29 protein-coding genes are annotated in these 24,875 nt (G+C 61.7%); 12 read left to right on the top strand and 17 right to left on the bottom strand.

Going from position 1 to position 24,875, the window contains the following annotated elements:
- The first annotated feature begins 91 nt into the window (after positions 1-91).
- Positions 92-1,312 (top strand): AI-2E family transporter, encoded by a 1,221-nt coding sequence (locus NKH73_RS30740; RefSeq protein ID WP_352938894.1) that lies wholly within the window; start codon positions 92-94, stop codon positions 1,310-1,312.
- On the opposite strand, the gene NKH73_RS30735 is transcribed toward NKH73_RS30740, so the two are convergent.
- From NKH73_RS30735 to NKH73_RS30725, 3 genes are all read right to left on the bottom strand, one after another.
- A complete protein-coding gene (locus NKH73_RS30735; protein WP_352938891.1) occupies positions 1,300-2,196 on the bottom strand; it encodes a DMT family transporter in 897 nt (298 codons plus the stop codon). The two genes, NKH73_RS30740 and NKH73_RS30735, sit on opposite strands and share 13 nt — an antisense overlap.
- A 126-nt stretch (positions 2,197-2,322) precedes the next feature.
- The gene (locus NKH73_RS30730; RefSeq protein ID WP_352938888.1) at positions 2,323-3,087 is read right to left on the bottom strand and encodes an arginyltransferase; all 765 of its coding nucleotides are present in this window, start codon (positions 3,085-3,087) and stop codon (positions 2,323-2,325) included.
- Between the two features lie 138 nt (positions 3,088-3,225).
- Positions 3,226-3,696 carry an RDD family protein gene (locus tag NKH73_RS30725; RefSeq protein WP_352938885.1) on the bottom strand — a complete coding sequence of 157 codons (471 nt, stop codon included), beginning with the start codon at positions 3,694-3,696 and terminating at the stop codon, positions 3,226-3,228.
- A gap of 262 nt (positions 3,697-3,958) precedes the next feature.
- Between NKH73_RS30725 and sthA the strand changes: the two genes are divergently transcribed.
- Positions 3,959-5,347 (top strand): Si-specific NAD(P)(+) transhydrogenase, encoded by a 1,389-nt coding sequence (gene sthA, locus NKH73_RS30720; RefSeq protein WP_352938882.1) that lies wholly within the window; start codon positions 3,959-3,961, stop codon positions 5,345-5,347.
- A gap of 12 nt (positions 5,348-5,359) precedes the next feature.
- Here sthA and NKH73_RS30715 read toward each other — a convergent pair whose 3' ends face one another.
- Entirely contained in the window at positions 5,360-6,031 is a 672-nt protein-coding gene (locus tag NKH73_RS30715) for an alpha/beta hydrolase (RefSeq protein WP_352938879.1), read from the bottom strand.
- Between the two features lie 276 nt (positions 6,032-6,307).
- Between NKH73_RS30715 and NKH73_RS30710 the strand changes: the two genes are divergently transcribed.
- Entirely contained in the window at positions 6,308-7,495 is a 1,188-nt protein-coding gene (locus NKH73_RS30710) for an OpgC family protein (protein WP_502893977.1), read from the top strand.
- 10 nt (positions 7,496-7,505) lie between these two features.
- Here NKH73_RS30710 and NKH73_RS30705 read toward each other — a convergent pair whose 3' ends face one another.
- Entirely contained in the window at positions 7,506-8,588 is a 1,083-nt protein-coding gene (locus tag NKH73_RS30705) for a LacI family DNA-binding transcriptional regulator (protein ID WP_352938873.1), read from the bottom strand.
- Positions 8,589-8,730: 142 nt separating this feature from the next.
- Between NKH73_RS30705 and NKH73_RS30700 the strand changes: the two genes are divergently transcribed.
- Complete coding sequence (locus tag NKH73_RS30700; protein WP_352938870.1) at positions 8,731-8,874, top strand: hypothetical protein; 144 nt, start codon at positions 8,731-8,733, stop codon at positions 8,872-8,874.
- Positions 8,875-8,931: 57 nt separating this feature from the next.
- Positions 8,932-9,096 (top strand): hypothetical protein, encoded by a 165-nt coding sequence (locus NKH73_RS30695; RefSeq protein ID WP_352938867.1) that lies wholly within the window; start codon positions 8,932-8,934, stop codon positions 9,094-9,096.
- 24 nt (positions 9,097-9,120) lie between these two features.
- Here the strand turns inward: NKH73_RS30695 and NKH73_RS30690 are convergent, their stop codons facing one another.
- Complete coding sequence (locus NKH73_RS30690; protein WP_352938864.1) at positions 9,121-9,495, bottom strand: DUF423 domain-containing protein; 375 nt, start codon at positions 9,493-9,495, stop codon at positions 9,121-9,123.
- Between the two features lie 41 nt (positions 9,496-9,536).
- On the bottom strand, positions 9,537-10,796 hold the full coding sequence (locus NKH73_RS30685) for a multidrug efflux MFS transporter (RefSeq protein WP_352938861.1): 1,260 nt from the start codon (positions 10,794-10,796) through the stop codon (positions 9,537-9,539).
- Between the two features lie 175 nt (positions 10,797-10,971).
- On the opposite strand from NKH73_RS30685, the gene NKH73_RS30680 reads away from it, so the two are divergent.
- Both NKH73_RS30680 and NKH73_RS30675 read left to right on the top strand, forming a co-directional pair.
- The gene (locus tag NKH73_RS30680; protein ID WP_352938858.1) at positions 10,972-11,637 is read left to right on the top strand and encodes a GntR family transcriptional regulator; all 666 of its coding nucleotides are present in this window, start codon (positions 10,972-10,974) and stop codon (positions 11,635-11,637) included.
- Positions 11,606-11,956, top strand: a complete 351-nt coding sequence (locus NKH73_RS30675) for a DUF982 domain-containing protein (protein WP_502894165.1) — start codon at positions 11,606-11,608, stop codon at positions 11,954-11,956. Before NKH73_RS30680 ends, NKH73_RS30675 begins: the two co-directional genes overlap by 32 nt.
- A 54-nt stretch (positions 11,957-12,010) precedes the next feature.
- On the opposite strand, the gene NKH73_RS30670 is transcribed toward NKH73_RS30675, so the two are convergent.
- Complete coding sequence (locus NKH73_RS30670) at positions 12,011-12,169, bottom strand: hypothetical protein (protein ID WP_023798419.1); 159 nt, start codon at positions 12,167-12,169, stop codon at positions 12,011-12,013.
- A gap of 206 nt (positions 12,170-12,375) precedes the next feature.
- Between NKH73_RS30670 and NKH73_RS30665 the strand changes: the two genes are divergently transcribed.
- The gene (locus tag NKH73_RS30665) at positions 12,376-13,353 is read left to right on the top strand and encodes a glycosyl transferase family 90 (RefSeq protein ID WP_352938851.1); all 978 of its coding nucleotides are present in this window, start codon (positions 12,376-12,378) and stop codon (positions 13,351-13,353) included.
- A gap of 28 nt (positions 13,354-13,381) precedes the next feature.
- Here the strand turns inward: NKH73_RS30665 and NKH73_RS30660 are convergent, their stop codons facing one another.
- From NKH73_RS30660 to NKH73_RS30645, 4 genes are all read right to left on the bottom strand, one after another.
- Entirely contained in the window at positions 13,382-14,293 is a 912-nt protein-coding gene (locus NKH73_RS30660; protein ID WP_352938849.1) for a DUF3313 domain-containing protein, read from the bottom strand.
- Between the two features lie 183 nt (positions 14,294-14,476).
- Positions 14,477-15,817, bottom strand: a complete 1,341-nt coding sequence (locus tag NKH73_RS30655; RefSeq protein ID WP_502893979.1) for a sensor histidine kinase — start codon at positions 15,815-15,817, stop codon at positions 14,477-14,479.
- Positions 15,814-16,485: a response regulator transcription factor gene (locus tag NKH73_RS30650; protein ID WP_352938846.1), complete on the bottom strand. Its 672-nt coding sequence runs from the start codon at positions 16,483-16,485 to the stop codon at positions 15,814-15,816. Before NKH73_RS30650 ends, NKH73_RS30655 begins: the two co-directional genes overlap by 4 nt.
- A 139-nt stretch (positions 16,486-16,624) precedes the next feature.
- Complete coding sequence (locus tag NKH73_RS30645; protein ID WP_352938843.1) at positions 16,625-17,668, bottom strand: aldo/keto reductase; 1,044 nt, start codon at positions 17,666-17,668, stop codon at positions 16,625-16,627.
- 276 nt (positions 17,669-17,944) lie between these two features.
- On the opposite strand from NKH73_RS30645, the gene ppk2 reads away from it, so the two are divergent.
- A complete protein-coding gene (gene ppk2, locus NKH73_RS30640) occupies positions 17,945-18,865 on the top strand; it encodes a polyphosphate kinase 2 (RefSeq protein ID WP_352938840.1) in 921 nt (306 codons plus the stop codon).
- A 282-nt stretch (positions 18,866-19,147) separates the two neighbouring features.
- On the opposite strand, the gene NKH73_RS30635 is transcribed toward ppk2, so the two are convergent.
- The 5 genes from NKH73_RS30635 to NKH73_RS30615 all read right to left on the bottom strand — a co-directional run bounded on the left by NKH73_RS30635 (position 19,148) and on the right by NKH73_RS30615 (position 22,400).
- Positions 19,148-19,792: a dihydrofolate reductase family protein gene (locus NKH73_RS30635; RefSeq protein ID WP_352938837.1), complete on the bottom strand. Its 645-nt coding sequence runs from the start codon at positions 19,790-19,792 to the stop codon at positions 19,148-19,150.
- A 140-nt stretch (positions 19,793-19,932) separates the two neighbouring features.
- Complete coding sequence (locus NKH73_RS30630; protein WP_352938833.1) at positions 19,933-20,283, bottom strand: HepT-like ribonuclease domain-containing protein; 351 nt, start codon at positions 20,281-20,283, stop codon at positions 19,933-19,935.
- Positions 20,283-20,579 carry a nucleotidyltransferase family protein gene (locus tag NKH73_RS30625; protein WP_202363192.1) on the bottom strand — a complete coding sequence of 99 codons (297 nt, stop codon included), beginning with the start codon at positions 20,577-20,579 and terminating at the stop codon, positions 20,283-20,285. The genes NKH73_RS30630 and NKH73_RS30625 overlap by 1 nt, the downstream gene beginning before the upstream one ends.
- Before the next feature lie 49 nt (positions 20,580-20,628).
- On the bottom strand, positions 20,629-21,660 hold the full coding sequence (hemB, locus tag NKH73_RS30620) for a porphobilinogen synthase (protein ID WP_352938829.1): 1,032 nt from the start codon (positions 21,658-21,660) through the stop codon (positions 20,629-20,631).
- Positions 21,661-21,752: 92 nt separating this feature from the next.
- A complete protein-coding gene (locus NKH73_RS30615; protein WP_352938826.1) occupies positions 21,753-22,400 on the bottom strand; it encodes a pyridoxamine 5'-phosphate oxidase family protein in 648 nt (215 codons plus the stop codon).
- A 66-nt stretch (positions 22,401-22,466) separates the two neighbouring features.
- Between NKH73_RS30615 and NKH73_RS30610 the strand changes: the two genes are divergently transcribed.
- From NKH73_RS30610 to ldtR, 3 genes are all read left to right on the top strand, one after another.
- A complete protein-coding gene (locus tag NKH73_RS30610; RefSeq protein WP_352938823.1) occupies positions 22,467-23,510 on the top strand; it encodes an enoyl-CoA hydratase/isomerase family protein in 1,044 nt (347 codons plus the stop codon).
- Positions 23,507-23,929 carry a DUF6163 family protein gene (locus NKH73_RS30605; RefSeq protein ID WP_352938820.1) on the top strand — a complete coding sequence of 141 codons (423 nt, stop codon included), beginning with the start codon at positions 23,507-23,509 and terminating at the stop codon, positions 23,927-23,929. Before NKH73_RS30610 ends, NKH73_RS30605 begins: the two co-directional genes overlap by 4 nt.
- Positions 23,930-24,182: 253 nt before the next feature.
- Complete coding sequence (gene ldtR / locus NKH73_RS30600; protein WP_095485756.1) at positions 24,183-24,698, top strand: transcriptional regulator LdtR; 516 nt, start codon at positions 24,183-24,185, stop codon at positions 24,696-24,698.
- Positions 24,699-24,875: the final 177 nt, after the last annotated feature.

Below are 24,875 nucleotides of genomic sequence, written 5' to 3'. Positions count from 1 at the left end.
AGATACCTAGACATTTGGACTATCGTCACGATTGCTGCACTATATCAGTGCATAAGTATCGCTACATAAGCCGTTTGGGAGAAATGGGCATTTGAAGGAAGCTGGGATTCACAAACCGGAAAGGCAGCAACGCCTGTTTGGCTTGTCGACGCCGCTCAGATCCGCCGTCATTCCGCCGTTGTCGGCGGCGCGCTGGCTTTTGGTGCTGATCGTCGCCGCAGGCGTATATTTCTTTCATGGTTTCCTGGTTCCCGTGCTGGCCGCGCTCGTCATCGCCTTTGCCAGCTGGCCGCTCTATCGGCGGTTGCTCGCTGCCGTTGGCGGCAACCGCACGATATCAGCGACATTGGCGATCCTGTTCATCCTTACGTTCCTGGTGGTGCCGATCGCTTTCGCCGGCGCCTACGCCACCAACGAAGTCCGCGAATGGGTCGGCTGGGCGATCGAGACCAACCGCGAAGGCGCGGTAACGCCGCACTGGATCGCCACGCTGCCCGTGGTGGGCGAGTGGCTGAACGAGCAGTGGACGCGCAATCTCGGCCATCCCGGTGGCATCGGCGAACTGATCCAGCTGATCAGCGGCGCCAACATCGGCAGCATCTATCGCGGCGTTCTGGCCGCCGGCGGCAGCGCCTTCGGCCTTCTGCTGGCGCTGCTGTTCATGATGATCGCGCTGTTCTTTGCCTATCGCGACGGCGAGCATTTCGCCGGGCAGGTCGACCGTCTCGGCGAGCGCATCCTGCCGGCCAGGTGGGAGCGGATTTCACGCGTCGTGCCGGCAACGATTTCCTCGACGGTGACCGGCATGACCATTATCGCCATTGGCGAGGGGGTGGTGCTGGGCGTCGCCTACTGGCTGGCCGGCGTGCCGTCGCCGGTGACGCTCGGCGCGCTGACCGGCATTATGGCGCTGATCCCCGGCGGCGCCCCGCTGTCGTTCACGCTTGTCTCGATCTATCTCGCCGCCAGTGGCTCGCTGATGGCGGGGCTGGCGCTGTTCATCTGGGGCTCGGTGGAGCTGTTCATCGTCGACAAGACATTGCGCCCGAAACTGGTCGGCGGTCCGATAAAGCTGCCGTTCCTGCCGACCTTCTTCGGCCTGATCGGCGGCGTCAAGACGATGGGCTTTCTCGGCCTGTTCATCGGTCCGGTGCTGATGGCATTGCTGGTCGCGATCTGGCGCGAATGGCTGCGCGAGGTGGAGTTGGCCGACGAGCTTGCTCCAGCAGCGCCGGCGGACATGGAAGGTGCTCCGGCGCAGATCGACATCGTCGCGGAGCACCCTGCCGCGAGAAAGACTCAGGCCGGGTGACTGACCGCAAGGGTTGCGCTGCGCTTGCGCCCCTCATGCAGCTGCCATAGCGAATGGGCGATCAGCGTGATGGTGAGGATCGCGCCGCCGATCAGGCTGTTGCGCGACGGCGTTTCGGCAAAGATCATCCACATCCAGACTGGCGCCAGCACGGTTTCGAGCAGATAGAACATCGCCACTTCCGGTCCCGAAACATATTTCGGCCCGTTGGCGAGACAGAAGAACGAGATCGGCATGATGACGGCGCCGTTGAAGATGATCCACCACGGCGCGTTCACCTGAAGGCCTTCGCCTGAGACCATGAACACCGCGACGGCCAAGGGCAGGACGACGCCGATCAGCGATGTGAACCCCATGTCCTTGCCGCTGGCGCGCGAGATGGTGATGGCCAGAGCGATGAAGAAAGCCGAGCACAGCGCCATCAGATCGCCAAACAGGTGCCCGGTGCCGATCGAATCGCTGACGATGATCGCAACACCGAGGATCATGACCAGCATCGCGGCCACGGTGACCAGTCGCGGCCGCTCCTTCAGGAACACCCAGGACAGCAGTGCCGCGAACACGGTGTTGAAGGCCAGGATGAAGACCAGATTGGCGGTCGTGGTGTAATAGATGCTGGTGACGAAGGTGACCGAAGTCAGTCCGTAGCATATGGCGACAATCAGCCCCGACCAGCCGGGGATGAGCTGCGGCGCGTTCCGGCTTAGCGAGCGCCAGACTGCCCAGATGATCAGCGCTGCGACCAAGGTAGTGCCGGTGCGCAGCAGGAGGATCGTCCATGCGCCGCCGTCTGCGAGGCGGATCAGTGGAATGTCGATGGTCAGGGTCAGCCCGCCGATGGCGGTGATAAGAAGGCCCTTCTGGTGATCGTTGTGGGACGACATGCGGCAATTCTCGCAATGATGTGGAGGCGGCGCGAAATTGGCCAAGCGTCTGTGCTTCCAGCCAAGCGGCCGAAAACCAGCAGCATCCTCCTTGAAAGTCTTAAGGGTGATTGGCGAAAGAGTGGATCAGCGCGAAACCGCTTCGTGGTCGTAGCGTTCCCAACCCTTCGGGCCGAGATGCTCCTGAGGCATGAAGCGCATCTTATAGTTCATCTTGCGCGAGCCGTTGACCCAGTAGCCCAAATAGACATGGGGCAGGCCCATCGCCCTGGCGCGGGCGATGTGGTCGAGGATCATGAAGGTGCCGAGCGAGCGGTCTTCGAAGTCCGGATTGAAGTAGGAATAGACCATCGACAGGCCGTCGGCCATCTTGTCGGTGAGCGCCACGGCGATCAGCTCGCCCTGGCCCTTGCCGGTGATGAAGCTGTCGGGGCCGCGGCGCCGGTATTCGATGACCTTGGTGTCGACATGGGTGTCTTCGACCATCATGGCGTAGTCGAGCACCGTCATGTCGGACATGCCGCCGCGGCGGTGGCGGGCATCGAGATAGCTGCGGAACAGCGAATACTGCTCCGTGGACGGTTGCGCGTCGTGCATGACGCCGATGAGGTCTGAATTGTGCTGTATCACCCGCCTCATGTTGCGGCTGGCGGTGAACTCCTGGGCCAGGATGCGTACCGAAACGCAGGCGCGGCAGGTCTCGCAGGCTGGTCTGTAGGCGATGTTCTGCGACCGCCGGAAACCGCCTTGCGTCAAGAGGTCGTTCATCTCCGGCGCCTTGTCGCCGACCAGATGCGTGAACACCTTGCGCTCGAACTGGCCCTCAAGATACGGGCACGGCGACGGCGCGGTCAGGAAGAACTGCGGCGACTGGGTCGGATGCTGCGTCATCGAACCTTGGAAACACTCCTGCGAATCGCTCTACCTTTGGCGCGCACGGCGAAAAATTCAATAGGATTGTGAAGGCGCCGACGATCGGACGCCCTCACTTCGCAGATAAACGCTCGCGGGAGCTCGTGAAACGTCGTCTCAGCGGTCACTGCGGCTGACCACGGTGCCAAGCAGCAGGTCGTGCAGCGTGCGCTTGCGGTCGGCAAACAGCGATACCAGAAGGACCAGCGGCGTCAGGATGACGTTGCCGGCCCAGAACAGCACCGAATGCACCACGGCCGTGAGCCCGTCGATGCGAGTGCCGTCCAGGCGGTCGAGCCGGATGCACATCATCTTCATGCCCGTCGTGGCCTGGTCGGCGCTGCCGAGCGTATTCCAGATGTAGAGGAAGGCGACGGCAGGCACGAGGACGGAAAACAGCATCCACCCGAGGCCGAGCGTCAAAATCCCGAGGAAGAATACCAGGATCGCAAACGGGATGGTGAGCAGCGCAACGATGCAATAGTCGATGATGAAGGCGAGGACACGCCGCGTGCGCACGCCGTCATAGGCCCTGACGTCGTCGAGCCTGGAGCTGATGATTTCGCCGTCGAGAACGCGCGCGTTCATGTCATTTCCTCGTAATCAGGCCCGGAATAGTGTGCGGGCCGCCTGGTGTTGAAATGGTGAAGTCTTGCGACGGAATCAAGATCGAACCGTTTTCGGGAGGCGACTGCAAGCAGCGTCGAACGCAGCCAGGATCGGTTGAATTTGCAGCGCGGATGGCGTTAGCTTGCTGCGGTGCAACATAGTGCCTGGAGCGCCGGGCGTCCTTTTTGGACACGCAAGGGGCGCTCTGGCATTTTGAACGACGAGGGGCAGGGCGGGCGAGATGGACTACGACATGCTGGTCATCGGCAGCGGGCCTTCCGGGCGCCGTGCCGCGGTGCAGTCGGCCAAGCTCGGAAAATCCGTGCTGGTGGTCGACCGGGGCCGGCGCCTCGGCGGCGTTTCCGTGCATACCGGCACCATCCCGTCGAAGACACTGCGGGAAACCGTGCTCAACCTCTCCGGCTGGCGCGAGCGCGGCTTCTACGGGCGCGGCTACCGGGTCAAGCAGGACATTTCGGTCGGCGATCTGATCCAGCGCCTGCATAAGACCCTCGATCACGAGGTGGAGGTTTTACAACACCAATTCATGCGCAACACGGTCAAGAGTGCGCGCGCCACAGTCAAGTTTATCGGTCCCAACAAGGTCAGCCTGACGGCGGACAATGGCGACTACAGCGAGGTGGGTTTTGCCAACGCGCTGATCGCGGTCGGCACCCGCCCGCATCGACCGCGCGACGTGCCCTTCGACAAGACCCGTATCTTGGACAGCGACGAGATGCTGGAGCTCGAGCGCCTGCCGCGGACATTGACGGTGATCGGCGGCGGCGTCATCGGCGTCGAGTACGCGACGATCTTTTCGGCGCTCGACGTTCCGGTGACGCTGGTCGAGCCGCGCAACACCATTCTCGATTTCGTCGACCGCGAGATCGTCGATGATTTCATCCATCAGATGCGCGACCGCGGCATGACGATCCGGCTCGGCAGCGCGGTCAAGGAGATCGCCTCGAAACCCGATCATGCCGAGGTGACGCTTGCCGACGGCCGCACCATACGCTCGGAGATGGTGCTTTATGCTGCGGGGCGCACCGGCAATGTCGGCGCGCTCGGCCTTGACGTGGTCGGCATCGAGGCCGATTCCCGGGGCCGCATCAAGGTCGATCCGCAGACCTTCCGGACCAGTGCGTCGAATATTTATGCCGCCGGCGACGTCATCGGCTTTCCGAGCCTCGCCTCCACCTCGATGGAGCAGGGCAGGGTGGCCGCCTGCCATGCCTTCGGCGTGCCCTTGCCGCCGCCGCCGGAAACCTTTCCCTACGGCATCTACGCCGTGCCGGAAATCTCGACCGTCGGCCAATCCGAGGAGCAGGTGCGCGAGAGCGGCGGCGCGTATGAGGTCGGCGTGGCGCGTTTCCGCGAAACCTCGCGCGGCCATATCATGGGCGTCGACACCGGCTTTCTGAAGCTTCTGTTCTCGATCGAAACGCGCCGGCTGCTCGGCGCGCATATCGTCGGCGAGGGCGCGACCGAACTCATTCACATCGGCCAGGCGGTGATCAATCTCGGCGGCACCGTCGATTTCTTCGTCAACAACACCTTCAACTATCCGACGCTGGCCGAAGCCTACAAGATCGCCGGGCTGGATGCCTGGAACCGGATGGGGCGAGCGTAAAACCTCGGCTCATCAATTCGCCTGCGCGATGGCGATCGCCGGGTCGGCCAGCCATTGCCTGACGATTTCAGCATCCCGATCGCCGATCTCATGGCCGGAGGCGATGGTGCGGGCCTCGATCTCGGGGCCATGTGCTTCGAGCGCTGCAATCAACGCCGGCGCGAAGGGGGCATAGGTGAGGTCGGCGGCGCCGGCGATGATCAGCACGTGCGCTTTGGACAAGTCGGCCGGGGGCACCTCGTCGAGTACCGGCATCGGGCGCAGCAATGCTGCCCGTTCGATGAGGCCCGGATGCAGCAGCATCACGCTCGAAACCAGGTTGGCGCCGTTCGAATAGCCGAGAAAAATCGTTCGGGAGAGATCGAGACCGTGGCGCTTCGCGGCCTCGCTGATGAAGCCGGCGAAAGCGTCCGCCTCCGTGCGAATGCTCTGCTGTTCGAAGCGCGTTGGCGTGATCCGCGCGAACCAGCGGAAACCGTCCTCCTGGGCGATTCGGCCACGGACCGCCACCAGCACGGCGCGCGGTGCGATTTGCCGCGCCAGTGCCACGAGCGTCGTCTCATCGACACCGGATCCATGCAGCAGAAAAAGGCATTCCCCGCTGGACTCCACGGGTCGATAGAGACGGTAGCAAAAGGCCAGGTCGCGCCGCAAAAAGCCATCTTCCGGTGGTTTTTTCACCATAGTGCATCCTTTTGATTTCGTACCATTTTTGTTCATTTGCCGGCTTCAAAACGGAATATTTTCGGGCTGCTTCAAAGTTGATTGAACCGGGCGCATTTCAGTCCGTTTCTTCGCCGATATGCTCCTGCGGGAGGAATCGAGTTGGTGCGCCGGGCGGCCGCATCGAATGCCGGCATGAACAACCAGCTTTGAGGCCTTTTATCGATGACCCTGCCAATTTCATCGGATCGGGATACGCGTATCCCGGATCGCGATATGCGTATCCCGGATCGCGATATGCGTATCCTGGATCGCGATATGCGTATCCCGGAGCGCGATACGCGTATTGACGTGTTCCGTGCGCTCGCACTGCTCATCATATTTGTCGACCATGTCCCGGGCACGGTTTTCGAAACCCTGACCTACAAGAATTTCGGCTTTTCGGATGCGGCGGAGGCCTTCGTGCTGATCTCCGGCATGTCAGTCGCGCTTGCCTACGGCTCAAAATTCCAACCGGGAAGCCGGCTCATGGCGACACTGAAATTGTGGCGCCGCGCCGGTGTGCTCTATGTCGCCCACATCGTCACGACGATGACGGTGGTGGCCATCTTCTGCGCGGCGGCGGTGTTCGAGAAGCGGCCGGACATGCTGACGCTGATCAACATCGAGCCATTGATCAGGAACCCGCCGCAAGCGCTGATCGGCATCGCCACGCTTGGCCATCAACTCGGCTATAACAACATCCTCCCGGTCTACGCGGTGCTGCTGCTGATGGCGCCGACATTCCTGCTGTTCATCAGCTACAGGCCCGTGGCGGCGCTCGCCCTGTCGGGTACTCTGTGGCTGGCTGCCGGGATTTACCAGATCGCCCCGCCGAACTATCCGGAGCCCGGCTTCTGGTTCCTCAATCCGCTGTCGTGGCAGTTCCTCTTCAACATCGGCCTGGCAGGCATGCTGCATGTCAGGCGCGGCGGCACCATTCCGGTCAATTGCTGGTTGGTCGGCGCGGCGGCGGCCTATGTCGCGGCGGCATTGGTCTGGGTGCACAGTCCGCTATGGGGGCACGTGTCGTGGCTGAACCTGCCCGTAGTGCTGACCGGCTTCGACAAGACGTTCCTGTCGCTGCCGAGGCTGCTGCACATCCTGGCGGTGAGCTACCTGATTGTGGCGTTTCCTTCTTTCTCGAACCTGTTCCGCACCAGCCGCGACCATCCGCTCGCCATATTGGGCAAACGGTCGCTGCCGGTTTTCATCGCCGGCACGGTGACCGCCATGGCGGCGCAGGTGATGAAGCTGATCAACCCGGGCGGGTTTGCCTATGACAGCTTGCTGATCGCCGCCGGCATCGCCATGCAATTCGCGCTCGCTTATTACCTTGAATGGCTGTCGGGTATTGGACAATCGGGAAGGAGCAAGCCAGCCCGTGGCGAGGCGCCGCCTGTCCATACGTCCTTCGGAGCCATGGCGGCAGGCATCAACCGGTAAGCGTCCGGGCTCAAGCTGTTTTGGGCGGCGGCCCGGAAGATGCCCTGACGACGAGTTCGACGCCGAGCGTCTCGCGCCGCACCGTGCCGTCGAAATCGAGGATCATTCGTGCCGCCCGGCGGCCGATCTCGGCGATCGGCTGGGCGATCGTGGTGAGCGCAGGATCGCAAAGTGCGGCTTCAGGCACGCCGTCGAAGCCGACGATGGAAACGTCGCCGGGAACCGCGATGCCCCGCGCCGTCAACCACTCGATCGCGACCATGGCCATCCGATCCGACATCGCCAGGATAGCCGTCGGCGGTTCTGCCGAGGCGAAGATCGTTTCGAGACCGGCTCTTGTGCTGGCTTCGTCGTTTTCGGTCTCGTATACCGGAATCCCGGCGGTATCGACGCCGAACCGGGAGAGCGCCTCGAAATAGCCGACGATGCGATCGCGCGTGCCAGTATAGGCGGCCGTCCGGACCTGGCTCGGCGTGACAAGACCGGTGCTGTCGTCGGCGAAAGGCAGCGCCAGAACGGCGAAGCGCCGGTGCCCGAGCTCGGCAAGATGCTGCGCCGCCAGGCGGGCGCCGGCGACATTGTCGACGCCGATCGCCGAGACGGTGTCATCTTCCGAGCCGAGTTCGAGCGCGACGAAGGGGAGCTTTCGTTCCCGCGTCAGCTCGACGAGGCGCGGACCTCCCTCAATGCAGAACAGGATAAAACCGTCGACCAGCGCGCTCTGGATGTTCCAGGCAAGCTTCTCCTCATTGCCGGCCGATACCAGCGCGATGCCGGCGCCGGTGGCGTCGCATGCCTCGGAGATCCCGGCCATCATCGCGCGGGCAAAAGGGTCGTCGAAGAAATAGGACAGCGGCTCGGTCGTGGCGACGCCGATCGCGTTGACCTTGCCGGCGCGCAGCAGCCGGCCCTTCGGATCCGGACCAGCATAGCCCATCGCCTCGGCCGCTGCCTTGACCCGTTCGCGGACTTCCTCGCGCACGATCTCGGGGCGGCTGAACACATTGGAAGCGGTGCCGTGCGAAACCCCGGCCGCCCTAGCGATGTCGGCCAGTCGGATGGGTCTTGCATTGCCTTCGGTGGATGACGCCATTTTTCTGCCTCCGGACAGCTATCTAGCACCTTTGTTGGATCGATTCAAATTTTGCTTGACATCGTGTGAGGTGGGTATATTTTTGAATCGATCCAATTTCGGCGCCAACTGTCGATTGGATCGATTCAGGAAGGAGACAGCCATGCACCCCGTCAATTATCTGTTCGAAGACATCTATCGCAGCGACTGGAGCATCACCTCGAACGCAACAACCCGGAAACATCGCGGCAACACCGGTCCGTGGGTCCGCGATCTGCGTTTTTTCGTGGAGCGCAAGCGGAGCTGATCGGCACGGCATTTTGGGCCTGTCGATTGAATCGATTCAAGCTGAAGGAGCCTAGCCATGCATCCGATGCATCATCTGTTTGAAGACATCTATCGCAACTATTGGGGCATCTCGCCGGCCACCGATAGGCCCGAGCGCCGCCGCCTGACCAAGCCGGCTGCACGCAATCGCGACCTGCCGGTCCGGCCTGAACGCCGGCAGGATAGGCCATCGTCTGACTGACCGTCGTTGGTGGACCCGGTCGTCTTATAGGGGCGGGCGCACCAGGGCTGAGGCGGCAATCGCCAGCCAGCCGGCGATGAGCAAGGTGCCGCCGGTAGGCGCCGACATTGGGAAAAGCCGCTCGCCGAGGAAGTCGCGAGCGAGGAGATCACCGCAGAACAACACAAGCCCGACAAGAAGAACAAGGCTGGCGATTCGCAGGATCCGGTTTGCCCCGACGAGGCCGATTGCAAGAAACACCGCTGCATGCATGAGCAGGAAGGACGCGACCGTGCCGACGAAAGCGCCGCCCAGATGAGCCGCCGCGGCGGACAGCGCCACGCCGGCCGCGCCGCACAGGCCGCCTGCGAAAACGAGGATGCGGCCGCTGCCGCTTGCTGGGTGGTCGGCCGTGCTCATGTCTCTGGTCTCCGTGAGGTAATGATGGCCCGCAAACGGTGTCATGCCTTCCCAGTCTGCACCAGCATGTCGCGCGCGCGGCGCGACTGGACCAGCCAGTTGTACGCCGCTCCGCCTGCCAGCAGCATGGACGTGCCGAGAAACACCGCGCGCATGCCGAAATGACCGCCGACGAAGCCGCCGAGCAGCGGCCCGGCGACCTGTCCGACATATTGCGCCGAGATCGATAGGCCAAGCACATTGCCGCCGACGCCGTCCGGAACATTGTGGCGGATGACGCTGGTAATGCACGGCAAGAGACCGCCAAGCGCCAGTCCCATCAGGAAACGCAGGCCGACGAGCTGCCAGCCCTGGGTGACGAAAGCTTGCGGGATCAAAAGCAGCGCCGAGACGGCAAGCGCCCCGATGACGACGTTCCAGTGACCGACGCGGTCGGCGAGCTTGCCGAGACGCGAGGCCGACAGGATGGCGCCGAGTGCCGTCGCGGACATGACGACGCCGGAGGTCAGTGTTAACAGGCTTTGATCCTCTATGAGCTGCTGGACATAGACGGTGATGATCGGCTCGATTGACATGGTGGCGAAGCTCAGCAGCATGCCGGTCGCCAGCATGGCGATTATGGGGCGCTTGTCCTCGATTTGCGACCAGCCGCCTTGCGGCTTCTCAGTCGAAGCAGCAGCCTTGTCGGCTGCCGGGCGAGGGTTCTCCTTGATGAGAAAAGTCGTTGCCAGGAACGCCAGGAAAATGACGCCGCCGGCGAGCAGGAAGGTGGCGCGGATGCCGATCAGCGGTGGCAACGCGCCGCCGAGCAGGGGGCCGACGAGAGCGCCGGCGGTGATGCCGGCCGACAGCACGCCGAGCGCCCAGCCGGACCGGTCCTTCGGCGTCTGCATGGCGACGAGAATGGTCGAGCCTGAGGAATAGCCGCCGGCGAAACCGATCAGCAGGCGCAGCAGCACCAATTGCCAGACAGTCTCCACCATGCCGGTCAGCGACATGCAGATGGCCATGCCGAAACTGGCGCGCACCAGCATCAGTTTGCGGCCGTAGCGGTCGCCCAGCCGTCCCCACAGCGGCGCCACCAGCGCGGCGGCGAAGAAAGTGGCGCCATAGGCGATGCCGGACCACTGCACGATAGCCGCGTGGCCCTCGGCGCCGAGCTGCTCGACATAAAGCGGCAGGAAGGGCAGCAGCAGCGTCATGGCGACGAGCGTGCTGAACGAGCCTGCGAAGCACACGGCAAGATTGCGCCGCCAATGGATGTTGTGCGTGCCTTGCGCAGCGGAAGAGGCGTCTTGCATGTCCTGTCCTGTCCGGCACGTACCAGCTTGCCGAGGAGACCGTTTTGGGATACCAACTTGGTACCTCTGATGGACGCAAGCTTGGCCACCTGTCAAGGCGGCGCTCCGAAACGTGATCGGCCAACCATTGTGGTGCAAGTCGATCGACAGCGACGGCCAAAAATCGGAAGCCACAATGTCGCAGATGCGGAATGTCGAAATTAGGCTTCGGGAAATGATCCTCGGCCTCGAAGTTGGCCCGGGCGAGCGGCTGACGGAACGCTGGATCGAAAGCCGCTTCGGCGCCTCGCGGACGCCGGTCAGGGCAGCATTGCTGCGGCTCGAGACGGAAGGTCTGGTCTGCCGCGATGGGCGTGGCTGGACGGTTTCACCCATCAATCTCGCCGAACTCGAGCAGATCGCCGTCTACCGCGAGGCGGTCGAGGTCGCGGCGGTCAAGCTGACTTGTGCCCTGGAGGACAGGAGCGCTGTCGACGTCATCGAGGCGATGCTGGACTCCTGTGACGCCGGCACGCCGCGCGAGGAATGGCACCGCGTCGGCATGGATTTTCACATCGAGCTGGCACGGCTGTCCGGCAACGAGTTCCTGTTCAGGGCGGTCCGCGATGCCATGACACGCCTGTCGCGCGCCCGTTGGCTGGAGGTGCGCGACGAGGCGGCACTCGGCCGCGCCTGGGCCGAACACCATGCCATTCTGGCAGCGGTGCGGGCTGGCGAAGCCGATGAGGCGGCACGTCGGCTTTCGGCCCATATCGTCGGCAGCCGCGACCGGCTGGTGACATCGCTGCACAACGACCGGCGCGGCCTGCGTGCCAGGGGATTTGCCGTCGTCGCAGCCTGATTGCGGAGGCAACCACTTTCGCCCTCGCTTCGCGAGCGCCGATGGCGTAAGAGCGGCGATGGAAAACAACCGATTTGAAACACCCGTGACCGTCAAGTCGGGCGCGGCGGGAACTACTCAGCTCTTGCGGACCGTCCGGGAGGCTTCCGATTACCTCCTCAACAACTGGCCCGGCAAGCGCAGTCCAAAACATCGCGAAGCGCTGCAGGCCTGCCATGATGCGCTGGCCGGCGACAAGCCGGCCATGATCGCAAGGCGCGCCTTCATAGCCGCCGCGCGCGAAGTAAATGTTTTCGTTAGTGACAAGGCGCCGGTCTGAAGACGCAGCGGGACTCCTACGCCAAATCCGATCCGCCTCGCGGGCCGGATGCGTTTACTCTGCGGTTTCCGTTTCGGTTTCGGAGGTAGTTTCGTCTTCGGGCTTCGAACGCTCCTTGGCTGCAACCTTGGCCGCCTGCTTTTCCGCCTTCTTGGCGGCCTTCTGCCGGTCGCGTTCCTTGCGTTCCTGGCCGTAATTCGGTGCTCGCGCCATATCTCTTCCTTTCGCAATCCTGAAGGCTGTTAGCCCTGCCTAGGAGCATTGGGCTGCAAATACAACACCGCAAAGGCCGATCGGCTCCATAGACAGCCCGCAAGCCGGCTGCACGCGGTTCCGGGCTTGCAAGATGGCTGGCACAATGGTGTAGGAGAGACTGGGGTACAGATAACAAGCTCACCTATTTTTTTACCAAGTGACTGATGGCCACGCTTCGAAGAAACGCACAGAGGCTTTTCTACTATGCGCGCAATGCCATGCGCGATATTGCGCCGCAGGCGCTGTTCCGCCGCAGGCTCGCCGGGCTGCTCGACCAGGCCAGGCTTTCGGACGGATCGGTCCGCGCGCGTCTCAACTATTATAACAGATTGCAGGACGCCTTCGCGCCGAGCGCCGATGCGGTGCCGGTCAGCCGGCTGCCGACAGACCGGAGCATGTATTATTACGATCTGAAGGAATTCACCCGCTACTTCGATCCCGATTTGCGCATCGACCTCGAATTCGGAGACGTCATCGAAGTGCCTGCCGTGCCGTCGATCGTCAAGGATCGGCCGATCGCCGGCGACAACAGGAACGGGGTCCTGTTCAAGCTCAACAAGTTCCGCCACTTCCACATGCCCGCCGACGATGTTGCCTTCGCGGACAAGCTTCCGGTCGCCGTCTGGCGCGGCGAGCTCAACAATCCGATACGGACCTTGCTTCTGGAGGTCGCGCGCGATCTGCCCTCTTGCGATGTCGGCACACCCAGGCCGACGGCTGCGCCGGAATACCGCAAGCCTTATCTGAGCATCGATCAGCAGCGACGCTACCGCTACATCATTTCGCTCGAAGGCAACGATGTGGCGACCAACCTCAAATGGATAATGAGTTCGAATTCGCTGTGCTTGATGCCGCCGCCGACATACGAGACATGGTTCGCCGAAAGCGAACTCGTGGCTGACGTGCACTATGTGCCGCTCGCGCCGGATTTTTCGGATCTTGCCGAGCGGGTGCAGTATCTCGAACGGCATCCTACCGAGGCCGAACGCATTGTTGCCGCCGCCAACGCCTATTGCCGCAAGTTCGCCGACGAGCGGGCCGAGCAGGCGATCTGCCTGCTCGTGCTCTACAAATATTTCGTGCTCAGCGGCCAGATCAAGCCTGATCCCGAAGTCTGGCGATTTATCTCAGGCTCGGCCTAGTTCTACGCGCGCGCTTGCGAAGGACTTTTCAATTCGCCGCAAGCGGCTTGGGCTTCTTGTCGGTCCATTCCGGCGGCGCGCCGTATTTGGACGCCACAGCCCCCATCAATCCCGGCATTCGGCCGAATGTATCGCACACCGCGTATTTCGGTTTTCCGCCAAACCAGGATCGGATTCGCTGTTTCGAAGGCATCGAGAGGTCCAGTAGTTTCGGTTCCTTGCCGGTGATGAGCATTTGGGAGAAGTCACTCCCGAACTTCGAAGCGAGGCTATATGCATCCCCGACTTCCGAAAAGCGGGGGTTGTCCTGGATCGAGTTTGCCCCGCGAGCCCAGACCATTGCCGCGCGCTGGACGCCGCCGCTATCGACGGCCTCGGCCTCGACGGCAAGTCCTCCGAGGCCGAAGGGCAGGCGCGGCACGCTGACGGGCACACTGGAGGGCAAGACAAAACCGCTGCCTACGGTGACAACGGTCGAGACCCCCGCCATTGCCTTGTTCGTCGGAACGATATCGGTGACGACGGATCGGATCGTCACATCGGCCGGCTGGCCGGCCGAGACCATTTGATACTTGTCGCTGAGCGCGACACAGAGCGCCCGGTCCAATGCGTTCGACACCAATGAGCGGTCGGCTGCCGATTTCACCCGGGATGCGGCGCTGAAGACGAAAGTCGTCGGAACGATCCTCGCCGTCTTTGCAACCGCCAGACTTTGCCCGTCCACAAAGATGCGCTTCTTGGACAACTTTCCCTTGGGCGCGCCAAGATTGCTGTAGGACGTCAGCGTGCCGCCTTCTGTCAGAGGCACGGAGGCACATCCGGCTACCGCCAGAATCAGGAAAAATGCCAGACACAAGGATTTCAGCGGAGATGTTGGTGGGGATCTGACAGATCGGAAGAATGATCCGATGGATATGGATAGTGATGGATTGCTGCGCACGCTTTCTGGCCTCCGTCGCGGATGTTCTGGAAACGACCGTGCGAGGGTAGGATTGCCGCAACATTACAGATCATTTCGAGCAGCGACGGATATTGCTGATGCGTAGTGCCAACTGGCCGACCGAGGGCTCGTCACCGGGAGGCATGGCGTGCGAGGCGCAAACCGCCTCCGAGATGTATCAGATCAGAGCCGTATCGCCACCTGCGTCCCGGTCGTACTGCTTGTCATGCTGACCTGGCCCTGGTGGTTGGCGACGATCTGCTTCACCAGGCTCAAACCAAGACCCGCGCCAGCGCTTCGCGGGGTGACGCGGTAAAAAGGCTCAAACACCAGTTCCCGATGCTCTGCCGGTATGCCCGGTCCTTCATCGGCCACATTGATCTCTCCGTCGGCCGAGACCGAGATCGTGATCGTCCCGGTATTGCCGCCGTGGTCGATCGCATTGCGGATCAGATTGCTGATCGCTCTCGGCAAAGCCGACGGGCTGCCGTGCCGTTCGAGACTTTCCACGTCACTTTGAAAGGAAATCTGGTAGCCGGAAGCGATCGCCAGCGGCGCGAGGTCGGCAACGACCGTTCGTGCGATTTCGACGAGATCGACCGTTCCGTCGAGATCGGTCGCCTGGTCGTTGCGCTCGAAATCGAGGAGCTGTTCGGCCATCTCAGCCAAACGCGCGACGTCGGCCAACAATCGCCGGCGATCCTGACCCTCCGGCATCCCGTCGATCCGTATCTGCATGATGGCGATAGGTGTTCTGAGCTCATGCGCCGCATCGATCAGGAAGCGCTGGCGTTTTCGGAACTCATTCTCGAGCCGCTCGAGTGTTCCATTGAACGCAATGACCAGTGGGGCGACTTCTTTGGGAATACCGTCCACAGGCAGGCGTGCTCCCCGCTGGCGCGGTTCGATCTCAGATGCTTTGCGAGCGACATCGTTCACACCGGTCAAACCGCGCTCGACGATGCGCGGAACGGCAAAGAACATCGCAGGCAACGCAATTGCGATCAAAGAGATATAGATCGGGTAGCTGTCGGCCAGAATGGCGAGAACGGGCCAGCCTTTGTCATTGAAGCCGCCAAATAGAATCCGGACCTCACCCACCACGGTATCGACGTTGTCGACCGACGCGATCTCATTCGTACCGGCAGATCCCCTGATATCTGCGTCCTGGAACAGGTGCGCCAGAGGGGCGAGTTCGGCATAAGGAGCTGGTACGGTGCCGTAGGATACCGAAGCACCGTCTGTCGTGGCCGCGACATACCATAGTCCGCTGTTCTGCTGCCTAAACGAGATCAACTCCGGCGTATCGCGTATTTCAAAATTTCCTTGCGGGCCGCGTGCAACCGCTCCGGCCATCAGGGAGGTGATTTTGCGCTCCATGGCAACATTCGGCGACATGACGGTAGTGGCCCATATGCAAAGCCCGACGATCACTGCGGCAACCACGGCGACAATGACGAGACTGAGCTGCCAGCTCAGCTTCCACCAAAGTGATGGATTCAGCCTGTTGCCTACGCGCATCATTCTTCCTTCAGGAGATATCCGACGCCGCGGATGTTGTGGACCGCGACGCCGGCGCCGGCATCCAGCAGTCGCTTGCGCAGTCTGGAAATATGCGCATCGAGCGCGTTCGACTGGATCTCTTCTTCGTAATTGTAGACTGCCGCCTCAAGCGTCGACCGCAGGACGGTTTTTTCCTTCCGCTTGGCCAGCGCCGCCAGAACGAGAAGTTCGCGTCTGGGCAGATCGAGCGGGATCGCTTCGACGGTCACGCTCAAATGCAAGGGATCGATCACCATTCGACCCACAGCGATATGAAGTTCCGCCAGACTTGCCGGTCGCCGCAGAACGGCCCGCAAACGAGCCATCAGCTCTTCGACGAGAAACGGCTTGCCCAGATAATCGTCGGCGCCGACGTCGAGACCTTCGACGCGCTCCATCGGCTCGTTGCGCGCCGTCAGCACGATGATCGGCGTATCGGTTCCTGTCCGCCGCAACGCCGGGATAAAGGTTAATCCCTCGCCGTCGGGCAAACGACGATCCAGGAGGATCGCATCGTAATCGTTCTGGCGCGTCAACTCGATTGCGTCGGCGAGATGCATCGTATGGTCGGTGACGATGCCATGCTTTTTCAGTGCCACCGACAGCGCGTCCGCCAGTTCCCTCTCGTCCTCTATCAGTAGGATTCTCATCACCCTCACCGCTTTTTCCGCACCCGGTGTTTTCACCACCAAGATTGCAGCAGCATTGCGGAGCTTGAAGGGCAGTCAGCTAATGCTGCTGCAGATGCAGAAAACCTGGACCAGGGCGTGTCGAGATTCTTCCGATCTTTCAGATATCATCCCGGTCGAGAACCAGATCGGCCGGACCGAACCGGTCTTTTGCGGTGAATTGCTGATGCCAGTAGGGGTAGAGAACGGGCGGGCGGCTGACCGCATCGAGCCGTTTGCGGTCGTCGTCGGTAAGCACCAGGCTTGCAGCGGCGATATTGTCCTTGAACTGGGCTTCGGTTCGGCCGCCGATCACTAGCGAGCTGACCGCGGGCCGACCGAGCAGCCAGGCAAGCGCCACCTGCGCGGCCGACACGCCATGGTTCTTGCCGACATAGGCAAGCACGTCGACGATCCTCCACAGCCGGTCCTCGTCGCGGATCGGCGGTTCCTTCCAGCCGCTGAGCTGGCGGGAGGTGGCCTGGTCGCGATGGTATTTGCCCGACAGCAATCCACCGGCGAGCGGGCTCCACACCAGCACGCCAAGCCCCTGGTCGACCGAGATCGGCAGCAGTTCATATTCGGCTTCGCGCGCTTCCAGCGTGTAGTGGATCTGCTGGGTGACGAAGCGCGGCTGGTGCTGACGATCGCTGATCCCCAGCGCCTTCATCACCTGCCAGCCGGAATAGTTGGAACAGCCGACATAGCGGACCTTGCCCTGAGTGACGAGCGTGTCGAGCGCGGCGATGGTCTCCTCGAGCGGCGTCGTGCCGTCCCATTCGTGCAGGAAATAGATGTCGATGACATCGGTCCTGAGGCGCTTCAGGCTTTTTTCGCACTCGCGGATCAGATGGTAGCGCGACAGTCCTTCGTCGTTGGGGCCTGTGCCGATCCGCATGCGCGCCTTGGAGGCGATCAGCACATCGCCCTTGCGTTTGCCGCCGAGCGCTTCGCCGATGATCTCTTCCGAAAGCCCGTTCGAGTAGACATTGGCGGTGTCGATGAGATTGACGCCGGAATCGATGCAGAGGTCGATCATCCGGCGCGCCTCGTCGAGATCGGTCTTGCCGACCGCCGAAAATGCGCCGGCGCCGCCAAAGGTCATGGTGCCCATGGTCAGCGTCGAAACCTTCAGCCCTGAACGGCCGAGAGTGCGGTATTCCATGTCAGATCCTCGCAATTGCGTTGAGAAGGGCTGGCTCGAAGATAGCCCGAAATGAGCTGGCATTTGTAGGACAACTTGCAAGGCTTGTCGCCCATGCCGTGGGGGGCGGGTCGATCACATCTCACGGATTTGGCCGGCCGGCGCAGAGGCCGACTGCAATAAAACCGTCATTGCGGGTCTATATCAAGTCGGCTCAGGGTTCCGTCTTCGGCTCGGTTGGCCGGGAGGCAGGCGCCCTGCCAGAAGCCGACAGGGGCTCGCACGCGGAGCAGCGCAATGACCGAAGCAAAACAAAATTCTCCTGCCAAGGATTGGCTGGAGGCGGAGCTAGCCGACACGCTCGACGAAGACTACGAGCTGGAAATGTCGGAACCGGCGCTGTCGCTGGAAATCGCCAAGATCTACAAGAAAGCGCATCCGCCCTCGATGGATCGCCAGCAGTATTTTCGCGATCTGATCACGCTGCAGTCCGAATTGATCAAGCTGCAGTCCTGGGTGGCTTACCACAAGAAGAAGCTGGTGGTGGTTTTCGAGGGCCGCGACTCGGCCGGCAAGGGCGGCGTCATCAAGCGCATCACCCAGCGGCTCAATCCGCGCATCTGCCGCGTCGTCGCCTTGCCGGCGCCGACCGAGCGCGAGAAGTCGCAATGGTATTTCCAGCGCTATGTCCCGCATCTGCCGGCAGGCGGCGAGATCGTGCTGTTCGACCGCTCCTGGTACAACCGCTCCGGCGTCGAGCGGGTGATGGGATTTGCCGAGCCGGATCAGGTCGAGGAGTTCTTCCGCGACGTGCCGGAGTTCGAGCGCATGCTTGTCCGTTCCGGCATCACACTGGTCAAATATTGGTTCTCCATCACCGACGAGGAGCAGCAGATGCGATTTCAGATGCGCATCCATGATCCGATGAAGCAGTGGAAGTTGTCGCCGATGGACCTGCAGTCGCGCGTGCGCTGGGAGCAGTACACCAAGGCCAAGGAAGAGACGTTCGCCCGCACCAACATTCCCGAAGCGCCTTGGTTCATCGTCGAGGGCAACGATAAGAAGCGTGCACGGCTGAACTGCATCGACCATCTCCTCAAGCAGATGCCTTATGAGGAAGTCCCGCACGAGGAAATCATACTGCCGGAGCGCGTCTTCAATCCCGAATACGAGCGCCAGGTGCTGCCGCGCGAGCTCTACGTGCCGGAGAAGTATTGAGGCCGGAGTTCGGCGATATTTCTGAACTGCTGCGCTTTTCGGCCTTAGTCACGGCATGGATCCTAGGGTCTGCGCTCCGCTTCGCGTCGCTTCGCCCTAGGATGACGAATGGATAGGAGCCTCGGCCAATCGCAAACGTTGGCGATTAGCCTAAAATAGCCACCTGCCTTCGTCATCCTAGGGCGGAGCAGGAGCGAAGCGACGTCGCGAAGACCCTAGGATCCATGCCGTTCCTTTCGGGCGCCGCTGCGATGCAGACAAATACCCGCGATTTCTTTTCACTTACACCCGCTCAATAATGACGTGCGTGGCATTCGGCGTCGCGACCTGCTCGCTGCAGCGGTAGCCGAGCTTGAGCATGTCGATGCCGGCAAACAGGTTCTCGCCGGAGCCTAGCAGCATCGGCGAGATCGTCAGATGCATGTCGTCGACGAGCTTTTCCCTGAGATATTGCCGGATCGTGGCGACGCCACCGCCGAGCCGGATATCCTTGCCTTTGGCAGCTGCTTTCGCCTTTTCCAGCGCCGAGTGGATACCGTCAGTCACGAAATGGAAGGTCGTGCCGCCCTCCATGACGATAGGATCGCGCGGATGGTGGGTGAGCACGAAGGCTGGCACATGGTAAGGCGGATTGTCTCCCCACCAGCCTTTCCAACTTTCATCCGGCCACTCGCCGCGGATCGGCCCGAACATGTTGCGGCCCATTATCCACGCCCCGACGTTTTCGAAGCTGCGCGCCACGAACCCGTCGTCCGTGTCGGTCGTCCCGCGATCGTCGCCGGACATGTTGCGGAAGGTTCGGGTGCCGAACATCCAATTGTGCAGGGCTTCCCCGCCGACGCCCAGCGGCTCTTTCAGGTCCTGGTCGGGACCGGCGCCGAAGCCATCGATCGACAGAGTGAAAGCGTTGACCCGAAGTCTGGACATGGGGTACCTCCTCGATAACCAGTTGTGAAATGCAAGCAGCTTTGTTTTTAGCTATACTGATTGCATTTTGCAAGCGGTATTTTGGCGGCTAGTTGGGCCAACCGCATCAAGATTACAGCCAAGACGAGTGGTTGCAGCAGTTACTCGCGCTGCGATGCCTCGAGGATGCGCTCGACAGCTATGCGTAGCGGCGACAGACTGTCTGTCACCACGGTCCAGACGATAGCGTCGGACGTCTTGTGGTATTCGTGACGCAAAATATTGCCTATTCCACGAATCTGTTTCCAGGGAATTTCTGGAGCAAGAGCGATCAAATCGTCCGGGATGTGCCGGGTGGCTTCGGATATAATCTCGATGCCGCGCTCTACCCCATGACGAAGCAGCCAGTCATCCCGAAAGTCGTCCAGAGTCTTGCCGGCGGTGGCAGTGCCGATGCCATCCAAGGCCGCTATGATCTCGGCTAGGATCGGCTCAATCCGGCGGACTGCCATCAGAACACGCGCACGGCCGATTGTTCGATCTCGGCCTTCAGCATAGGATGAAGGCTGTCGCGTGTGGTGATGTCGATTTCCGTTGACATCTTCTCTTCCAGAAATTGCTTGATGCCAACCAGATCGATCAGAGAGAAGCGCCGCGCCGGATCATAGTCGATGAACAGATCAAGATCGCTGTCCGGTTGTGCATCGTCCCGCGCCGCCGACCCGAACAGATAAAGCGAAGTCGCGCCCATGCCTTTGATGGCATCTGCGTTTCTCTGCAACCGTTCGATGACCTCATTCCTGCTCATAGGTCCATTCTAGCGGATTGCATCAAAATCCCAAAATGATTGCGAGTATCTACCCCTTCAGCATCGTCGCCACTTCGGGCGCGAAATAGGTGAGAATGCCGTCGCAGCCGGCGCGCTTGAAGGCCAGCAGCGATTCCAACATCGCCTTGTCTCCGTCGATCCAGCCATTGGCGCCGGCCGCCTTGATCATCGAATATTCGCCCGACACCTGATAGGCGAAGGTCGGCATCCGGAATTCGTCCTTCAGCCTGCGGATGATGTCGAGATAGGGCAGGCCGGGCTTGACCATCAGCATGTCGGCGCCCTCGGCAAGGTCCTGCTCGGCCTCGCGCACGGCCTCGTCGGAATTGGCGTGGTCGAGATAGTAGGTCTTCTTGTCGCCCTTGAGCAGACCGGCGGTGCCGACCGCCTCGCGATAGGGTCCGTAGAAGGCGGAGGCGAACTTCGTCGCATAGGACATGATCGCCACATCCTGAAAACCATTGGCGTCGAGCGCATCGCGGATGGCGCCGATGCGGCCATCCATCATGTCGGACGGGGCAATGATATCGGCGCCGGCCGCGGCCTGGATGACGGCCGCCGCCGTAACCTGCTCCACGGTCTGGTCGTTGACGATGATGCCGTCGCGCAAAATGCCGTCGTGGCCGTGCGAGGTGAAGGGATCGAGCGCCGCATCGGTGATGATGCCGATCTCGGGCACCGCGTGCTTGATGGCGCGCGTGGCGCGGTTGATGACGTTTTCCGGATCGAGGATGTGCGAGCCGGTCTGGTCGCGCAGGCCGAGTTCGACATTGGGGAAGGTGGCGATCGCCGGGATGCCGAGCTTTGCGGCGCGCTCGGCCTCCTTGACGGCAAGGTCGAGCGACAGGCGGAAGACGCCCGGCATGGCGGCGATCGGTTCGCGGATATTTTTCCCATCGACGACGAAGATCGGCCAGATCAGATCGTCGACGGTGAGCCGGTTTTCCTGGACGAGGCGGCGCGACCAGTCGGCCTTGCGCATGCGGCGCAAACGGCGGCTGCCGGTGATCTCGTCGACGCTGCGCGCGCCGGCAGGCTTTGCTGGGGTGAATTTGTTCATCGCCAAAACTCCGGATCGGGCGGCTTTTACCACGAGCTTCCGCCGCTGACCAATGTGACGATTGTGCCAGCATGTCCGTGGCTCGCTGGCAGCTACAGATTTGGCGGCCATGCAAGGTCGGGACCCGTTCTGAAGAACGAGACGTTGTTGGTGAAAATGCTGGCCGGGGCAAGCCTGATCATGCGCCCGTCCGGATGTTCGATCTGGGCCACGTTGTCGATGAACCACTGGTTCCAGCCAGATTCTGGACCAAGGTATTTTCGAAGCAGCCGTTTGAAGCGATCTGGCGACATCGGTTCGATGGTGGCGGCGCCGCGCAGCCCGAGGTGGAGCAGAATACCGGCATCGTTGTCGAAGTGGACAATTTCGACCGCGCAGCGCGGGTCTCTTTCAAGATGCTTTACCGCGCTTCCATCCGACGACCCGAGAAGCCAGATCGCATCGTTCTCCCAGATGAACCATACCGGCGCGTTGCGCGGCGCGCCGTCGGCGGTAGCGGTCGCCAAATTCGCCATCAGCGGGCGACTGAGGACATCATCCGGGTCGAAATTGCGCGGCATCGTCAAATCATATTCTGACGCTCTGGGTTCAACGATCATGCGTTCGCCTTTGAGTTGACTGCTGCACAGCGGCCGGCTGTGCTTGTCGCTGACAATTTGCGCCCATTTGATCCGGACGCAAAGGATGCGCTCTGTCCACTCCAGAATCCAAACTGACCCTGTACCGACTGAGCTTGGCATTGACGCACCCATGCGCCACGCTTTAGCACTTCAGTCCCGGCGGCGCGGGGGAGGGATTCTATCGCGATGGATTTTGACGGCGGCGACGAGATCCGCTTCGAACGATTGGGCAGGGCCGGTGTTGTCACGCTGACGCGGCCGCAGGCGCTCAATGCCGTCACCCATCGCATGGTCAAGGCGCTCGACAACGCGCTGCGTGCCTGGGAGCGCGATCATGAGATCGATGTCGTCGTCGTCAAAGCCGAGGGCAGGGCGTTTTCGGCCGGCGGCGACATCCTCCACGTTTACGAGGCCGCCAGGGCGGGAAAGCCGCCGGTCGATTTCTTCGCCGACGAATATCGGCTGAACGCCCGCATCGCGCGGTTCAGGAAACCCTATGTCGCGCTGATCGACGGCATCGTCATGGGTGGCGGCGTCGGCATCTCGTTCCACGGCTCCCAGCGGGTGATGACCGAGAATGCGCAATTCGCCATGCCGGAAGTCGGCATCGGCTTTTTCCCGGATGTCGGCGCCAGTCATCTCCTGCCGGACCTCGGCGGCAGCTTCGGCATGTATCTGGCCCTGACCGGCAACCGCATCCGCTATGGCGACGCTTTGTGGTCGGGCCTGGCGACGCACACGATCAAGGCGCAGGACCAGGCCGGATTTCTCGACCGACTGGCGGCAAACGGCGACCCGGAATCGGTGCTGCGCGGTTTCTTCATCCCGGCTCGGCGCGAGACGGACAGGCCGACGCTGGAGGCGATCGCCCGCCATTTCGCGCAACCGTCGCTGGGTGACATCGTCGGTAGCCTTGAGCGCGCCGCGCTCACCGATGCGTTCGCGGCCAAGACGCTGGCGACGATCCGCAGCCGCTCGCCGACCAGCCTGCATGTCGCCTGGCGCGAGATCAGCGCCGGGCTGACGCTGTCGATGGACGAGTGCATGCGGATGGAGTTCCGCATCCTCAACCGCATGCTTGCCGGCCACGATTTCTACGAAGGCATCCGCGCCGCCATAATCGACAAGGGCTCGACGCCGCTATGGCGGCCGGCAGGCATCGATAAAATCAGCGCCGCCGACGTCGATGCCTATTTCGCTCCGCTCGGCGAACGGGAACTCGAACTGTGAGCGAGGTCACGTCAAGACGCGTCGTGCTCCAGCCCTCGACGGTCGAAGTCATCTTCGCCTGGTTCCAGCGCGTCGTGTCAGCTTACTGTCTGCTGTTCGGGATTTTGTACTGGATCCGGCTGATCGGCTTCTACCCCGGCCCGTTGTGGCGCTTCGACCTGATGCCGGTGCATTGGCAGGTGGCGGCGGTGATGCTCGCCGTCTTCTTTCCCTTCGCCGCCGCCGGCCTGTGGATGCTGGCGTCCTGGGGGCCGGTGATCTGGTTCATCTGCGCGGTGACCGAGACCGTCATGTATGCCGGCTTTCCCGAGCTCTTCGGCCACCGCCTGCCGATCGTCGCCGCGCATGCGGCGGTGGCGCTGCTCTACATCGTCTTTCGCGTGGTGATCTGGCTGCAGAAGCGCCAGGCCCGTCGATAGAGCATCGGATGATCGACGGGAATAGCGCGGCGCGCCTCATTGGACGGGCAAAATTTCCGTCCGGAATCATTGGCTAAATCTTTAGGTTAATCATCCTTGTTTGGGTGACCCTTCGTTAAGCCTCTTTCGAAACCTCTTACCGGTAAGCTCTTGTTAGCCCTAGCGTTTAAGTCGAATTTTATGAGTATTCGATAGTGTCGCGATCAAGGTGAAAAACAAAAAATCACCAGGCGACAAACGAGAGGCAAAGACAATGATCAATTCCCGTCCGGCGGCGAAGACCGCCAACGTATCCGATGACCGCCGCGAGGCGATCCGTTCGCTATACATGGAATCGCTGCAGCTGGTGGAGCGGCTGCACCGCCGTTTGCTTGACGTGATCAAGGACGAATTCGACCGCAACGGCCGTTCCGACATCAACGCTATCCAGGCGCTGCTGCTCTTCAACATCGGCAATTCGGAGCTGACCGCCGGCGAACTGCGCTCGCGCGGCTACTATCTCGGCTCGAACGTCTCCTACAATCTGAAGAAGCTGGTCGATCTCGGCTTCATCAACCACCAGCGCTCGCGCATCGACCGCCGTTCGGTGCGGGTCTCACTGACGCCGAAGGGCAGCGAGGTGGCGGAAGTCGTCGGCGGCCTCTACGAGCGCCATGTCGGCTCGATCGAGCAGGTCGGCGGCATCAACACGGAAGAATTCAAGCAGATGAACCGCGCCCTGCAGCGGCTGGATCGCTTCTGGAACGATACGATTGCCTATCGGATGTAAGGTAGATCCGCCATGTGAAGGGGAACCGCGCCAAAAGAGGCGCGGTCGGGGAGCGACCTAAAGACCGGTGCCGAAAAGCACCGGTCTTTCCGTTTCGTGAGGGCAGTCGATCCAAATCGCGGTCGGGGCCACGTTGCCGCCATATTCCCGGTGGAAGCGAGAATGCGGGTGATGTTG

The organism is Mesorhizobium sp. M0938 (assembly GCF_040319125.1).
GTDB classification, from domain to species: Bacteria; Pseudomonadota; Alphaproteobacteria; order Rhizobiales; family Rhizobiaceae; genus Mesorhizobium; species Mesorhizobium robiniae.
Note: the sequence above shows the minus strand (reverse complement) of the source record. Positions and strands in the feature narration are given on the sequence as shown.